Source organism: Chitinophaga rhizophila (assembly GCF_019492185.1).
GTDB lineage: Bacteria > Bacteroidota > Bacteroidia > Chitinophagales > Chitinophagaceae > Chitinophaga > Chitinophaga rhizophila.
Genome location: NZ_JAICCF010000001.1, coordinates 1,926,039 through 1,942,407 on the forward strand (window position 1 = coordinate 1,926,039; position 16,369 = coordinate 1,942,407).

At 48.3% G+C, this 16,369-nt stretch carries 7 protein-coding genes; all 7 read right to left on the reverse strand.

Annotation, left to right across the window (positions count from 1 at the left end):
• Positions 1-49 precede the first annotated feature (49 nt).
• The gene (gene hisG / locus K1Y79_RS07235; protein ID WP_220249324.1) at positions 50-904 is read right to left on the reverse strand and encodes an ATP phosphoribosyltransferase; all 855 of its coding nucleotides are present in this window, start codon (positions 902-904) and stop codon (positions 50-52) included.
• 225 nt (positions 905-1,129) lie between these two features.
• Positions 1,130-3,385, reverse strand: coding sequence for a beta-glucosidase BglX (gene bglX / locus K1Y79_RS07240; protein ID WP_220249325.1), 2,256 nt, complete (start codon positions 3,383-3,385; stop codon positions 1,130-1,132).
• A gap of 207 nt (positions 3,386-3,592) precedes the next feature.
• Positions 3,593-5,128: an MGH1-like glycoside hydrolase domain-containing protein gene (locus K1Y79_RS07245; RefSeq protein ID WP_236059516.1), complete on the reverse strand. Its 1,536-nt coding sequence runs from the start codon at positions 5,126-5,128 to the stop codon at positions 3,593-3,595.
• Between the two features lie 20 nt (positions 5,129-5,148).
• Positions 5,149-6,129 carry a pectinesterase family protein gene (locus K1Y79_RS07250; RefSeq protein ID WP_220249327.1) on the reverse strand — a complete coding sequence of 327 codons (981 nt, stop codon included), beginning with the start codon at positions 6,127-6,129 and terminating at the stop codon, positions 5,149-5,151.
• Between the two features lie 613 nt (positions 6,130-6,742).
• The gene (locus tag K1Y79_RS07255) at positions 6,743-9,532 is read right to left on the reverse strand and encodes a family 78 glycoside hydrolase catalytic domain (protein ID WP_220249328.1); all 2,790 of its coding nucleotides are present in this window, start codon (positions 9,530-9,532) and stop codon (positions 6,743-6,745) included.
• 14 nt (positions 9,533-9,546) lie between these two features.
• Entirely contained in the window at positions 9,547-11,928 is a 2,382-nt protein-coding gene (locus tag K1Y79_RS07260) for a glycoside hydrolase family 2 TIM barrel-domain containing protein (protein WP_220249329.1), read from the reverse strand.
• Positions 11,928-16,301 (reverse strand): glycosyl hydrolase, encoded by a 4,374-nt coding sequence (locus K1Y79_RS07265; RefSeq protein ID WP_220249330.1) that lies wholly within the window; start codon positions 16,299-16,301, stop codon positions 11,928-11,930. The genes K1Y79_RS07260 and K1Y79_RS07265 overlap by 1 nt, the downstream gene beginning before the upstream one ends.
• Between the last annotated feature and the right edge of the window lie 68 nt (positions 16,302-16,369).

Here is a 16,369-nt window from a genome sequence, read left to right on the forward strand (position 1 = left end):
ACCTGCTATTGCATCAGTAAGATAGTAGGTGTAATGACCGGATGAGATGTTACATGATCATCTTTTCGATCGGTACTACCAGTATACCTTGGGCACCGGCAGCTTTCAGATTTTCAATGATATCCCAGAAAGCATTTTCATTCAGCACGGAGTGTACGGAGCTCCAGCCTTCTTCTGCCAGCGGCAGTACGGTAGGACTCTTCATACCTGGCAGCAGTTTGATAATGTCCTGCACTTTATCATTCGGAGCATTGAGCAGTACATACTTGTTGTTCTTTGCTTTCTTCACGGCCTGGATACGGAACAACAGCTTCTGCAACAGCGCTTCCTGCTCTGGCGTCAGGTTATTGTTACTGATCAGTGCTGCCTCTGATTTCAGGATTACTTCCACCTCTTTCAGGCCGTTCATAAACAGCGTAGAACCACTGCTTACCAGGTCGCAGATGGCATCTGCCAGACCGATACCAGGCGCTATCTCTACTGAACCACTGATCTCATGGATCTCTGCAGTAATATTGTTTTCATTGAGGAAGTTCTGTAAGATCACCGGATAGCTGGTAGCGATACGCAGTTTATCCATGTCCTGCACGCCATTGTATTCTACTGTCTTAGATACGGCCAGGGACAGGCGGCATTTACCAAAACCCAGCTTTTCTGCGATTCGGACAGGGCGACCTTTTTCCAGGATTACGTTTTCACCTACGATACCGATGTCTGCTACGCCGTCTTCCACGTATTGCGGAATATCATCGTCCCTCAGGAAGAAGACTTCCAGCGGAAAGTTGCTGGCTTCTGTTTTCAGCTTATTAACACCATTGTTGATGTCTATGCCGCATTCTTTCAACAATTTGATGGAGTCGTCGTGTAAACGACCGGATTTCTGAATCGCAATTCTGAGTTTCATATTTTATCAATATTCCGGTGAAAACAAAAAAGGGGCTTACCGTTCGGTAAGCCCCTGATCATGTTCTAATTTCTTTATTATTTAGTACATAAAATCATCCCAGCCTACCTGCGCGGTAAGAATGATGGTGATGATGGGTATGTACGTTGATGCTCATAATTTGAATAATGATGCGAAGGTAATAACTATTTTGAATAATCAAATTAATTTTTACCTTCTGACCTGTTATTTTAATGTAAACCCTGCCGACCTTACGTCCCGGCTATTTGTGCCCACAAAAACCGTAAAATCGCCTGGTTCAGCCTTCCAGCGCATATCCTTATCATAGAACTTCAGGTCTTCCACGGCTATCTCGAAAGTAACTGTCTTCGTCTCCCCCTTTGCTAATGCGATCTTTTTATACCCTTTCAGCTCCTTAACGGGGCGTGTTACTGAGCCTACCAGGTCGCGGATATAGAGTTGTACTACCTCTTCCCCGTCATAATTACCGCTATTGGTAACCGGTATACTGACCTGCAGCTTATCTGAGGCGGTCATCTGTTGTTTACTCAGTTGTAACTCTCCATAGGTAAACTTTGTATAACTCAGTCCATAACCGAACGGATACAGGGGTTCATTGTCAGTATCCAGGTACTTGGTAGAATACTTATTGGACGGATTCATGGGCCGGCCGGTATTTTTATGGTTATAGTATATGGGTATCTGGCCTACATTACGCGGGAAGCTCATGGTCAGTTTACCCGACGGGTTATAGTCGCCATACAATACCGACGCAATGGCATCACCCGCTTTTGTACCCAGAAACCATGTTTCGAGGATAGCAGGTATATGGGCATCTTCCCATTCCAGGGTTACAGGCCGGCCATTCATCAGTACCAATACCACTGGTTTACCGGTGGCGTATACTGCCTTCAGAAGTGCCTGCTGGTTTTCCGGAATACTGATGTTGGAGCGGCTGGCTGCCTCTCCGGTCATGCCCTGCGATTCTCCTAAAGCCATCACTATGATGTCAGACTGCTGTGCCAGTGCTACTGCTGCTGCCAGCATCTGCTGACTATCAGCAGTATCAGCTGCATCCAGCTTTGCTTTTTGGGTGGCCCTTTTGTATAAGGTAGTGTCGGCGGTATAATGTGCCCCCGGGAGGTAATGCACGTTGGCCCCTTTCTTCTTCAGCGCTTCCAGCAAGGTTACGGCCTTATTAAAGTCGCCAGCGGCAGACCAGTTACCAATCATGTCTCTTTTGCTGTCGGCCAGCGGACCAATCAGGGCTATTTTAGCGTCCTTTTTCAATGGTAGCAGCTGATTGTGGTTTTTCAACAAAACAATAGAGCGCTCCGCTATCTTTTGTGCAGCAGCCAGGTTCTCTGCCGACATAATCTCTTTTTCTGCCCTGGCATTGTCGCAGTACTTATACGGATCTTTGAACAATCCCAGGTCATATTTGGCTGCCAGTATGCGATATACCGCACTATCTATTGTCTTTTGGGTAACTTTTCCATCCTGTACCAGCTTTTTCAGCTGACCGGAGAAGACACTTCCCTGCATATCCATATCCACGCCTGCATTCAATGCAGCAGCGCCTGCCTCATACTCATCTTTCACATTTCCATGGGAGATCATCTCGTTGATGGAGGTATAATCAGTCACTACAAACCCTTTGAAGCCCCAGTCTTTTCTTAGAAGATCTGTCAGTAGCCACTTGTTCGCGGTAGCCGGCGTACCGTCTATCTCGTTGAAAGAGGTCATAACGGTTGCCACACCCGCGTCAATTGCTGCCTTATACGGAGGCAGATAGTACTGGTACATCTGGCGACGGCTCATATCTACTGTGTTGTAGTCTCGTCCTGCCTCAATGGCTCCATACAGTGCAAAGTGTTTCACACAGGCCAGTATGGTATTATTGGCAGACAAGTCTGATCCCTGGTAACCCTTCACCTTTGCCTTCGCTACCTGAACACCATACCAGGTGTCTTCACCTACCCCTTCTGCTACACGTCCCCAGCGTGGGTCACGGGCAACATCTACCATAGGTGAATAAGTCCATTGTAAGCCGTCAGCGCTCGCTTCCTGTGCGGCGATCCTGGCGCTTTGCTCCAGTAATACCATGTCCCAGGTACAGGCTTCGCCTAAAGGAATAGGGAAAATCGTCTTGTGCCCGTGGATAACATCATAGCCGAACAGCAGTGGTATCTTCAGCCGGGTTTTCATGGCCATATCCTGTAACTGGCGGGTGTACTGAGGTGTATAAGCGTTAAAGATGGAGCCACACAGACCTGCTTCAATGTCCTTCTTATAGCCAGGTTTCATGAAGGGGCCGGTAACATCCATATCACTGGTTAACAGGTTGAGCTGGCCGATCTTTTCATCCAGCGTCATTCGTTTAATAAGATTATTCAGGAAGGACTGTTTTGTAGTCTGGGCCTTCCCGCTGAGTGCTGCTAATAGCAGAAGGGCTGTTAACAAGCGCTTCGGGTTGTTCATAACTGTGTCGTTTAGGAGTTAATTGAGGGGCTAAAGGTAGGAAATCTTTGTATTGGGAATGATGCACTGCCGGCCACCCAACCTGTATCCAAAACCATACGCTGCCTAGCCTACCATTGCAAGGCAGTTGACCATTGAAAGCGGGTTATAAAACAATACTCCCATCCAGCTATGCTGAATGGGAGTAACATAAAATTAAATTACTGTTTATAACCGTTTCACAACTACCCGCTTCAAATCTTTCCCGCTATACACTTCCCTTCCATCTACCATCACCCTCAGCCCTTTTCCTTTGCCATACCGCTTGCCTGTTTTGTCCCAGATCACACTTACCAGCTTTCCGTGATATGGTACTTCTTCCAGGTAAAACCAGTCCCACTTACCTTTAGGTATCAGCGGAGATATTTCAAGTTTATTATCAGCAGCGGGCTTCAGACCGATAAGGTCATTGATCACAAGGTCACAGAAGCCTGAATGGTTATAGTAACTACTTCTCGGATCATCTCCTTTCAGCCAATAGCCGGTACGTTCATCCTGGTATTCACCCAGGTATGGTTCACCGTTTTTCTGGTGAGAACGGGCATATACCTGTAGCGTATTGTAGTATACGTCGGACGTCATCCCATCCCTATGCTTATAGTTCGTAAGCAGATTAGCCAGGCCTTTGAGTGTCTGGGTGGTGGCAAAGGGCCATAATGCACCATCCCACTCACAGCCTCCTGATCCGTGAGAGCGGAACAGGGGGTGTCTTCTTTCTGCTGTGGTAATACCCCATGGGGCATCAAACCCGCTTGTATCCGTTAGTTGTTCCCAGGCTTTTGCATACTTTGCCTTATCCGCAGGGAGATCAAAATACCAGGGTATAAAACCTATTTGTTCCCTCGCATTGGAGAATCGGGTATCGCTTCTGCCTTTTATGGCCTGCCTGACTTTAAAAAACGCTGCGGTATCATCCCATAACCTGTCCTGTACCAGTCGCCTGATCCTGGCTGCATCAGCAGTATAACGGGCTGTCAGGGTATCATTCCCAGCCATTACCGCTATCTTTGCCAGGGCCTTGGCATTACCATACATGTAGCTGCTGATGGTAGGGCGGGTATGCTTTTCCCGGCGTGCACCACTGATAGATTCTTCCATTCCATCCTTCACATCAAATTGCCAAAAGAGGCCGTCGGGCAAACGCTTCTCCTGTTCCCAGAGCCGATAATCGGCATCCATATATGGTAACAGCTCTTTCACAAAACCGCTATCGCCATCCGTCAGGAAGCGGCTATAGATAGCATCAGGTGCCCAGCTGCTGAACTGATGAAAGCGGGGCGCTTTCTGTTGCGCATCTTTCAGGTACCAATACCGGATATACTGATCTATGTAGGTCTTATTCTTTAACCAGCGGCCTTCATATACATGATGGCCGAAGGCGCAGCTCAGCGCATTAAACCTGCCTGCATGTTTCACTGGCAAGATAAATTCTGTGAAGATAAAACCATCAGGGGTTTCCTTCAGATGTTTGCGGAACGTCCACCACCGGTAATAGTAGGTCTGTTCAATAGTCGTGTCCGGACATTCAAATAACGGCACATTTTCCTGCAGCCATTCGTAAGCCTGTGCATTACTCACATGATTCTTCACATATTCTGAATCGAGCGAATTGAAACGCGCTACATACTTTTTCAACACAGGATTGAGTACCTGTGCATTCCCGGAAGATTCATTCACCTGCTGTGCAAACAAGCGCAACGGCATGAAAAGACAAGCTACAATTATTACTTTAATGGATCCCAATTGCCAAATACTTTAGTAAGTGTAATATATTTTCCACGCTTTGCTGTTAACAGTTTCGCCCATGCAACACGTCTGGTTGTAACGGCACCTGCTCCGCTATTGTTATACTCATTGTACCGTGCTGTGAGTTCGTTTTCCTGTTTTCCCCAGTTATGCCACCCGTCAGGGTGTATGTGGGATCCCAGCTCACTATTCATAAACAAAGTTGCTGCATAGGGCCTCCAGGGACGGCCGAGGTATACCTTTCGGGCAGTACTATCTGCCGTGAGTCTGCAATGATTAAATACCAGGCCATAAGATTGACGCTGTGTAGTAGAAGCAGCTGTGATATAAGAATCTCTTTTACTGTGGATAGTACATCCTTCAAACCACACAGTTGCTGCGCCGAATATGAAGTCTGTCGTTCCCTCTATATAACAATCCTGGAAATACTGTCTGCTATCTGCCCTGCCTGCATAGAAAGTATCCTGATTACCTAATAACCGGCAGTTACGGAATATGCAGCGATCTCCTTCTACGTGAAGTGCTACTGCCTGTCCGACAGGGCCGGCGGCATTTTCAAATGTCAGATTCTCTGCTATGATATCATCGCCTGCAACCAGTACAGTATAAGAGGTGAACGTACCAAATTTTGTTCTTCCGGAGGCATCTTTACCGGGGTAATCCTTGCCGGAATAATCGGCATTGGTAATGATGGTGCTATCCCTGTCTTCTCCCTGTAATGTGATACTGCACTTCCAGGTAGGTATACATAATTTCTCATGATACACACCTTTACGGATGAAGATAGTTACCCGGAATAGTGTAAAGTCCCTGACTGCATTCACAGCTTCCTGGATAGTCTTGTAGTCGCCTGTTCCATCCGTGGCTACCACCAGGCGGGCACGTGTATCCTGTGCCGACATTTGCGCACATAGCAGCAATAAAACGGGTAAGAAAATAACAGACAAGTACTTTTTCATAACAAGGAATTATTCACCAACAGAATTGGACAAGCTAAAAAAAATCTACCATTTCAGGAAGCAGCGGGAAGGCTTTATTTACGCAATCGTTACCGGAAAAGCCTAGGGCAGTCGGCGGGCATTTATTGTGTACGACGGCTAGTTATCCACTTGTATTTTGCTTGGAGGTTGCTTGGCCGTCGCTTGTTTGCCGCCTGGACTACCCATGTCCACGGCTTGGCCGTCGCTTGGAGGTCGCTTGTTCGCCGCTTGGACTACTCAAGTCCACGGCTTGGCCGTCGCTTGGAGGTCGCTTGTTCGCCGCTTGGACAACTCAAGTCCACGGCTTGGCCGTCGCTTGGCCGTCGCTTGTTCGTCGCTTGGACTACTCAAGTCCACGGCTTGGCCGTCGCTTGGCCGTCGCTTGTTCGCCGCTTGGACTACTTAAGTCCACGGCTTGGCCGTCGCTTGTTCGTCGCTTGTTCGTCGCTTGGACTACCCATGTCTACAGCTTGGCCGTCGCTTGGAGGTCGCTTGGCCGTCGCTTGGACTACTCAAGTCAACCGTATCTTCACCTCTTAGTACCACCTTCAGCGAATAATACCCATACTTTTACCTAACAATTCCCGGCAACCTACAATACCGCTGCGCCCAATAATTCATAATCTCCTGACCCTAAATGAATCACGGCCCTACCCTCTTCGTACCGCTGCACGTCAAGCGCATTCACTTGTCCAGCATTACCACTAACTGCGCTGACTGGCCGGTCTTTGGTAGCCGGGAGCTTGACAATAGCCGTTGTATTAGGCGGAATACTGATGTTATAAGTCACCTTCCCTCCCTTCTTGTTCCAGGCGCTCCGAACAGTTCCGTGTGGCGTATTATAGGTGGTTTTGACCCAGGTAATATCACCTACCAGTTCGGGACAGATCTGTATCTGGCGATAACCTACTGATTCAGGTGATTGCGTAATACCTCCGAGTCCGGTATAAAACCATTCCATCAGGTGGCCTAACATCAGGTGATTATTAGAAACCTGCTCCAATGCTGCCCAGGATTCTGTTAAGGTTGTTGCCCCTTTCGCAAGCTGAAAGCCATATCCTGCTACATCGCTGCGATTGTTCATTTCATAGAGCAGGTCGGAAGCCCCGCCCTCCTGCAATGCCTGCACCAGGAAGTGGAAGCCGATATCGCCGGCTGTCAGTTTTTTGCCCTGCTGACGAATGGAATCAACCAGGTTATTGAACACTGCTTTGCGGTCAGCACTGTCCACCAGACCAACGCATAGCGGCATCGCCATGGCCGTCTGACTGCCGGTAGCGTAAACTTTCGTAGCGGGATTGAAGTATGCATTGTTATAAGCACTTTTTACCGTAGCGGCCAGCTTATTCAATGCGGTGGCATCTGCTGCTTTACCCAGTATCGTTGCCATCTTTGCAGTTAATACAATATCATAGTAATAGATAGCTGTTGCTGACGCGCCTACAGGTGTTAACTGCGCCACTCCCGGCCGGTTAGGTCCATTGTCAAACCAATCTCCCAGGCCGTATGATAGTAGATTGTTCACCGCTTTGGATGTCAGATATTCCACATATTTACGGGCCATCGGGTAGGCACTATTGATAATGGATTTGTCTCCATACCAGCGGTAAGTCAGCCAGGGTACAATGACGCTGGCACTACCCCATTCAGGAGAATCGCGGAAGCCAAATCCTTTATCGTCAAAAAATACATACTCCGGTGCAATATCAGGTACCAGCCCTTCTTTAGTTTGTGCTTCCTGCATATCCCGGATCAGCTTACGGTATAACAGGTCAATATCATAGTTGTATTGTATAGCATTGCCCATCAGGTAGTCCTGTTCCAGCCAGCTGAGTTTTTCTCTATGCGGACAATCCGTCAGCACACTCTGCATATTGCTTTTAATAGCCCACAGTATCAGGGTATGTATACGATTGAACAAGTCATTAGAACAGGAGAATGTGCCATTAACCGGCGCTGCATTACGGGTATGTAGAAGGTCAAGGTTGGTCAGCACAGGCAGGTCGCCTCTATCTGAGGCCGTGTCTGGCGCAGCGCCCTCTACCTGTACATACCGGAAACCATAGTAAGTAAATCGTGGCCTCCAGCTCTCTTCCCCATCGCCTTTTAATGTGTAGCTGAAATAATACGGTCCGCCAGTGGCTTTCTGGTTGGCCAGCTTACTGTCATTGATCAGTTCAGCAGGAATCAGTTTGATAGTCTGTCCTTTCTTTCCTTTCACTTTCAGTGACACAATACCCGAAGCATTCTGTCCGAAGTCATACATGTATACGCCGGTTTGCGGTCGTGTAACTGCTTTTACCGGCAATACTTCCATCACCCTCACCGGGTGATCTTCTTCCGGTAGCAAACGTTTCTCTGTTGCTTTAAGGGTAATAACGGACTTCCATGTGGCGTCATCAAAGCCCGGTTGATCCCAGCCTGTCTGTTCTTTAGAGGCGTCATAATCTTCTCCCCCATATATACTGCTGAAGGTTATAGGAGAAGGAGCCGTTTTCCAATCCGGACCGGAAATGATATCCTGTACTTTGCCATTTTCATAAGTGATCAGCAATCTACAGATCATGCGTGGCATACCATAGGCGATTGACAACTTACGGTAACGTTCTTTATTCACATTAAAGAAGCCATTACCGACAATCACACCCAGCGTATTCGCACCTTGTCTGAGCTGTGAAGTGATATCATAGGTGTTGTAAAGTGCTGTTTCATTGTAGTGCGTCCAGCCAGGAGCGAGGAAGTTATCTCCCAGTTTATTGCCGTTAAGGCTGGCTTCATAATGCCCTAATCCACTGATATACAACAGGGCGCTTTTAATCTTTCCCGTGGCACTAAATTCCCGGCGAAACAGTGGAACTACAGGCCTTTGCTGCGCTTTATGTTTCTCGTAGAACTTGTCAGTACCTCTGTGTACACCTGGTACTACCAGCATGGAATCAGGTATCTGTTCATAACCGATCCATTGAGCGCCTTTCCAATCTGCTACTGTTTTCAATTCGGTAGTAAAATGCGCTATCCTGCTCCACCCGGAGGTACGACCTTCTTTATCCCATACCTGTACACGCCAGTAATAAGTACGTGCCGGTTGTAGACTGAGATTGACCGTAGCGGGCAGCAACCTGCAGGAGGCGTTGGTATCGACAATACGCTTGCTGGTATGTGCTTTTGCTGATAAGGTAGTACTATCTTCAGATAGCTGAAGCTGATAGGCCTGCTGAGTACAGCTATAGTAATCGGCTGACAGCTGCCAGCTAAGTCCTGGCGTCAGCTGACAACCTACAGGATTTGTTTTACTGTCTGTTCGCAGGTTAACTACCTGCAATTGCTGCGCACTTCCTTTCCCACACCATATCAGCAATAACAGGGTCATCCACTTGTTCATATGATCTATTGTTATTACAGGGTGGAATTAATTGTGATCTGTGCAGCAGGTAAACCTGCACCATTCACCTTCAGGGTAATATCACCTGCCTGCTGCTCAGCTTTGATGATAACCAGGCATTTCCCTCTCCAGGCTTTGCGTTGCGGTTGCTGGTAACTTTCAGTACTTACCGGGTTCGCGTTGCCAACGCCGGCGATAGTACCAGGGCCTGTGATATCAAACTTCAGCTGTGTATCGGCATCAGGACATATATTGCCATCAGCATCCCGTAGCGTGATTGTAACATAACTGAGGTCCTGACCATCCGCAGTGATCTTTTGTCTATCGGCAGTCAGGTTGATCTGAGTAGTATTACCTGCCGTTTGCAGTGCTACTTCTTTAGATTTCTTTTTCCCATTGTAACCGACGGCGCTGATCTTTCCCGGGGAATACGGCACCTGCCAGACAGCCATGAACCTGTTGGCACGACCAGCAGTTTTACGTCCGAGAGACTTACCATTGAGGAACAGTTCTACTTCTTCGTAAGATGTGTACACACTTACATCCAGCGGCTTGCCTTCATGACCCTGCCAGTTCCAGCTATCGCGTGCGTCATACCATTCCCAGCGGCTCCATTCAACTTTACGGGTGTTGGTGTCGAACGAAGGCGTAGGAGGTTTTACAAACAGTGATATCTGGTCAGGCATCCACAATGCGTCGCGGTAGTATGATTGCGGACGTTTCCATCCACAGATATCAATATCGCCGCAATAGGCAAGATTCCAGGGATAGAAGCCCTGATGCTGCATATATCCTAACCAGCCTATACTTGCTTCTCCGATATAATCAAAAGCAGTCCATACGAAATCACCTATCACCCAGGGATTGTCATTCACTGCCATCCAATACTTATCCGCATCTATGGCAAAAGATTCGGTAGCCATCATGACCCGCTGTGGTACCCGCTCGTGGTCTTTCACGTACTGATCAACAGCATAATTATACCCGGCTACATCCAGTGTAGCAATGAAGGCGTCTTTATCAGGTGCAATACCATTTACACCGCAGGTAACGAAGCGGGTAGTATCGATACTGCGAATATGATCACGCAGCATACGCGCCACTTTTGCTACTTCAGGCTTTTCTCTGTGAGGGATTTCATTGCCGGTACTCCACATAATGATCGACGGATGATTTCTGTCACGATACAGCATGCTTTCCAGGTCGCGCTGCCACCAGTCTTTAAAGTAGAGGTGATAATCGTCAGGGTTCTTACCATCATTCCAGATATCGAATGCCTCATCTATTACCAGCATACCCTGTTTGTCACATGCATCCAGGAATGCAGGCGATGGTGGATTATGTGAACAACGTATTGCATTGTAGCCGCTGGCTTTGAGCAAGGCGACTTTCCGTTCTTCGGCCCTGTCATAAGCCTTTGCACCTAGCGGACCGTTATCATGATGCACACATCCTCCTTTCAGTTTGATGGTTTTGCCATTCAGCTGAAAACCTTTTTCTGCATCCACAGTAATCGTACGTATACCAAAGGGTGTGGTCACACTGTCTTTAAGCACATTATCCACATATACGTATGAGATGGCTTTATATAATACCGGTGCGTTGACATCCCATAAGGCAGGGGACTTCACCTGCAATACCTGTTGTAATGAAGTATCGCGGGAGTTACTGACCAGCTGTTGCGTTTTCTGCTCCGCAACCATACGTCCTTTAGCGTCCAGTAAGCGCGTTAGCAGCGTTGCAGTAATTGCGGTTTTATCCTCATTCTTCAGTGTTGTAATAACATGTACATCAGCAGATTGTTTTGTAACAACAGGCGTAGTAATGTAAGTACCCCATTGTGCAACATGTACAGACTCCAGCGTTTGCAACCATACGTGCCGGTAAATACCGGAACCGGCATACCAGCGGCTATTCTCTCCTTCATTGCGCACTTTCACAGCAATGATATTCTCCCTGTCATATCGTATGTAGGGAGTAAGGTCATACCAGAAAGCAGTATATCCATATGGATGTTTGGACAATTTTTTTCCGTTGATCCATACCTGCGCATTCATGTAAACACCATCAAACTGTATAACCGTACGTTTGTTTTTGTCAGCAGCAGGTAGCCGGAAATGCTTGCGGTACCATCCGCTGCCACCGGTAGTGAAGCCACCGCTTACCTGGCTTAAGGCACCTTTGCTGAAGGGAGAGCCGGTACCTGGCAGGTCTTCTATACTCCAGTCGTGCGGCAAACCTACCTTACGCCAGTCAGCATCATTGAACAAGGTATCTTCTGCACCCTGTGCAGCACCACGCCAGAACAACCAGTTGTCGTCAAACAATTGTATCCGCTGCGCTTTAGCCGGCATCCAAGACAGAAAGAGGAAAGAGATGATTAGTAGACAGCGCATTATTTTTTAGCTTTCGTAAATTGAAGAGTACTTTTTCCGAGATCTTTAGAAGTTGCAACAGCAATACCGCGCTGATCTTTCTGATTCACTGCGCAGTAGTAGTGATATACAACTCCTTTATGTTTTACTACAAAGGATTTATGTGCGAACCGCCCATCGTATTCCTCTGTAGAATTAATCAGATCAGGCCCATTCCAGTCGGTCCAGTGTACCAGGTCATAGGAGCAGGCGAAGCGGTTAAAGGCCGTCGGGCGGTTTTTCCAGAAGGCACCGAAATAGAACATCACCCAGGTATTGTTCATCCTTTGTATCACTGCGTCGCCGGTAATACCGGTGAAGTGATCCAGTACAGGATCTTTACCGAACCGGGTCCAGTTCACCATATCATCTGACACAGCCATACCTATCCGTTCTTTGCCGCGCTTAGGCTTCAGACTATCTCCTTTAGCATTGTAATACATCACGAATGGGTGTCCGGTAGTATTTGTTTTATCCCACATCACCGAACTTTTGTAGATAGTATTATTCTCCCACCAGCCGGCATTGGTATCTGTAGCCATCAATGCGGGCTTATTGAAGCGGTACCATTCATGTGGTTTGGTAATATGCTTGCTGGTATTGGCAATTCCTACAGACAATAAGCCCTGTTCATATCCTGTCTGTGCACCTCCGATGTAGGTCATCCAATGTTTACCTTTGTAATCATACCATTTATAATTGCCACCCCATATATGGTCCTGCAGAGAGATATAGCCTGCACGCTGATTACTGTCCCAGGTAGTGGAAGTATCTGCGAATGACATCATTTTACCTTTCGTTTTCCAATGCAACAGGTCTTTACTTTCGGCCAGCCAGGTTTCATAACCACGGCCTTCATCATAGATGATGTAGACCATATACCACTTACGTCCTTTTTTGAAAATGCTCGGGCAATCCAGCTTTTTGCTATCATCCGCAGGCACCATAACCATTCCATACTTATAGGGAGTTTTCACTTCTTCGTAGACCTGCTGCATAACAGACTGTGCTACCTCTCCTGCCGGCACCACCACTTCCTGCTGTAGCTGTACCGGTCCTAGCAGTCCCGCCTCCAGTAAAGACGTCTTTTCAAACCTCAATGGTGCAGTAGTATTGGTGATGCGCTGATCTGCCGGTAAAGCAGTATCGCCGGTCAGGCGGTTACCCCAGGTATTGGTTACAGCAATTACCAGTTCGTTGGTACCGGCACGAACAGCATGGGTAATATCCGCTTTATAAGGCGGAGTCCAGGTTACACCACAATCAATACCATTGACTGTTATGGTAGCAATATTGGCCACCTTTCCGAGATCAATGCATATGCGGCTCATGGTATCCCTGTCAGACGCCGTCCATTGGAAGGTCTTCCGGTAAAGTGCCGTTCCTGCGTAATAACGTATCTGCGGAGTAAGGTCTTTACTCCAATCCTTCAACTCTTTGAATAATACCGGTGCGGCGGGACCACCCGATGCACTATCGAAGGTGACTTGCCAGTCATTATTCAAGGTTTGCAGGGTAGTAAATGCGGCCCAGTTAGGGGCATGATGCATAGTATGCGGCGATACAGGTTTACGGAAAATCACAAACAGGGAACCGGCAGCGGGGAGTTGTATTTTGAGCGACGTTCTACCGTCTTTCATCTCCCAGTCGGAAGCTGTGCGTTGTTCGCCGGTTACTGCATTCCACAGCTCCGGTAGGCGATTAGTTATACGGAATGAAAAATCGAGGGTACGCTCTCCTTCCTGCTGATTGGAAATAAAATAAATATCGTAATCGGGAGCCGTACGATGTGTCCAGGCGATAGCAGCGGCCCTTTTACCTGAAGTCTCTTTTACCAGTACGTCGGGAGTCAATCCCAGCGTCTCCAGCGAGCTATTTTTCCAGGGGCCTTGCAGCACGCCGGGACCTTTCAGCACGATAGTACTGTCAGGCGCTTCCAGCGATCTTACCGGGCCGTTGACCAGGATGGTAGCACCTTGTGACAAGAGTCTTCTGAGGTGGAAAACGGTCTCGCGGGAGAGAAGATTACCTTCCGGGGACATGGCCAGCTGGCCGGGTAATACGAGCATGCGATATACAGCGCCGCCAGGTAATACGATGTTACCGTCTTTAACACTGGCCAGTCTGACTAAAGCGTCTTTATTAAATGAGTCGTAATGGTATCCTTTCAGGGCATCAACCCAGTGAGCAGGGTCTGTGATGTTAGCCGAGGCGGTTACACCTATAGGCATTTCACGAAGGGGGCTACTCCTGTTAGCCATGCGTTGTGATTCCGCCTGTCGCAGGCTATCGCCGAACAGACCGGGTAATACGTTCACCAGTCTTTCCGGTAAGATAGCCCTGCGGGGAATACCTTCTCCCGTAAATACTGCAATATCAGCTACAGGCCTCCCCTGCTGTAATAACGCCTGACAACGTTGCGCGTAAGTGACCCATGCTTTGCCAGGTTTCCACCATGTCTGATCACGCTGGAAGTATAGTCCGACACCATCCAGCGTCATACCTGGCTTCCGGTCGATCCAGGGGTTGTGTGTAAATACGTGGTAAACCAGTTTGTTGATACCCAGTGCATAATTGCGGTCACCCAGCGTTTTTAACATACCGGGGTGCTCATCCCAGCGCATGCGGAGTTCTGTAAAAGCCTCTGCCTGCACGATGCGCTTTCCGTAGATGTGTGCCCCTGATATAGCATCCAGCATATCATTAGGTTTGTCGTGCGTGGGGCTGCGTAACCAGTATTCACCCATCGGTATATCGGCAGACTGATAATGTAGCATCCCGTCTCCGGGCATTACCGGAGCTACGCTTTCAGCGGTAAAGAGGCATCCGTGAGCGTGTGCCAATGCCGACAGTGTATCGTAAAAGTTCTGTTGCACTAATGCGGTGATGGTTGATCTGATGTCATGCAGGAAAGCTTCGGAGGTGTTGGCATCCTGGACGGGATAACCTGCCATGGCAGGCAGGTAGCGAAGGAGGTCATATCCCCGGCGTCTGCGAAACTCACTGCGAAAGTCGGGCGACCAGTTCTGGCTGCCACACTCCCAGCTGTCAACATGAAATACTTTCAGGATACTATCTGCCAGGGCAGGACCTATCTGGCGTCTTGCCTCTCCAAACCAGCGGTCAAACTGAAGCTTAACTACCGTACTGCTGAATTTATCTCCTTCAAGTCCGGCACCAGCACCACCGGTAGCATTTGTATGTCCTGTAGAGGTATGTCCGATTCTTAGCACCGTCCAGTTACCGGCCGGCGCTTTCCAGTTAAGGCGGCCATTAGTATCCATCAGTGCAGTGAGGTCAATAATTTTATCCAGGGGAATACAGTCGGCGTCAGGTAGTTGCTGAGGCGTTGTATATGGACTGATACGCCATACGGCGGCACTCTTACCTTCAAACTGGTGAATCCGGGGCTGATCGGATAGAATAAGTCCGGCTATTTTCAGACTTTGCTTCCATTTGGCAGCGTCCAGGTCTTCAGCGCCTGGTTCCGAACCTTCTTTATCATAGTAGAAACGAAAGTAGCGGGCCGTTACAGGCTTAATTGCGTGGGTAACAGGCGCGTCGGTATCCTGCCATCCATGGCGGGGCGCTTCCATTTTACCAGCAGGCCTGAAATCAACCCCATTGTCGCTAACGGAAATACGCAGCCGGTGTGACTGGTAGTTGTTCCCGTTTGTCATTATGGTAATAGCGTGACAGGTAAACGGCTTTTCGTAGGCATATTGTATCCAGCAGGGCTCCTGGCTGCGGAAGCTTTCTTTACTGCCCGGCGATGCCAGGAATTGCGCATTTATACCCGGCTGACTGGTTGTTACCACAGGTACCTGCAGCTGGGGAGCGGTGGACGGGAATGCGAGAACAGCAATATCCTTGTAATAATGCTGATAAGCCGTTGGCTGAGTTAAAGTGTTATTAAAAGTGACGCCGCCTCTTACCTGGGTGGCCGTCCATACTACTTTCTGCATTGACTGTTCCGGCTTGATCCATGGACCGCCACCAAGTGCAAAGCCATCGCTGAAGTGCATACCCAGCTGTAAGCCAAGCCGGGCAGCTTCGCTGTGTGCAAAGCGTACCATATCCCACCAGGCAGGGGTTAACTGCTCTACCGGCGGATTCATGTAAGGAGGCTTTGCCTTGCCTTTGATAGGCATCAGGTAAGCGCCACCTATACCTGCTTCTTTCATTGCTTCCAGATCGGCTGTTATGCCTTCCCGGGATACACTGGCATGCATCCAGTACCAGAACACCCAGGGCTTTGCAGTAGCCGGTGGCTGCCAGAACAGGCTGTCCAGGTTTTGCGACCTGCCAGTAAATACACTAATCAGCAATATGATCGATAAGCAAAACTTTTTCATAACATTTAATCAGAGAACTTAGCTAATGGAACTTCTTTCCGGTCGGATAAATATGAGGTAACGCCTGC

Excerpts from the sequence above, each read along its gene's own strand:
- hisG (WP_220249324.1), bottom strand. The coding sequence starts at position 904 with ATGAAACTCAGAATTGCGATTCAGAAATCCGGTCGTTTACACGACGAC.
- bglX (WP_220249325.1), bottom strand. The coding sequence starts at position 3,385 with ATGAACAACCCGAAGCGCTTGTTAACAGCCCTTCTGCTATTAGCAGCA.
- K1Y79_RS07245 (WP_236059516.1), bottom strand. The coding sequence starts at position 5,128 with ATGCCGTTGCGCTTGTTTGCACAGCAGGTGAATGAATCTTCCGGGAAT.
- K1Y79_RS07250 (WP_220249327.1), bottom strand. The coding sequence starts at position 6,129 with ATGAAAAAGTACTTGTCTGTTATTTTCTTACCCGTTTTATTGCTGCTA.
- K1Y79_RS07255 (WP_220249328.1), bottom strand. The coding sequence starts at position 9,532 with ATGAACAAGTGGATGACCCTGTTATTGCTGATATGGTGTGGGAAAGGA.
- K1Y79_RS07260 (WP_220249329.1), bottom strand. The coding sequence starts at position 11,928 with ATGCGCTGTCTACTAATCATCTCTTTCCTCTTTCTGTCTTGGATGCCG.
- K1Y79_RS07265 (WP_220249330.1), bottom strand. The coding sequence starts at position 16,301 with ATGAAAAAGTTTTGCTTATCGATCATATTGCTGATTAGTGTATTTACT.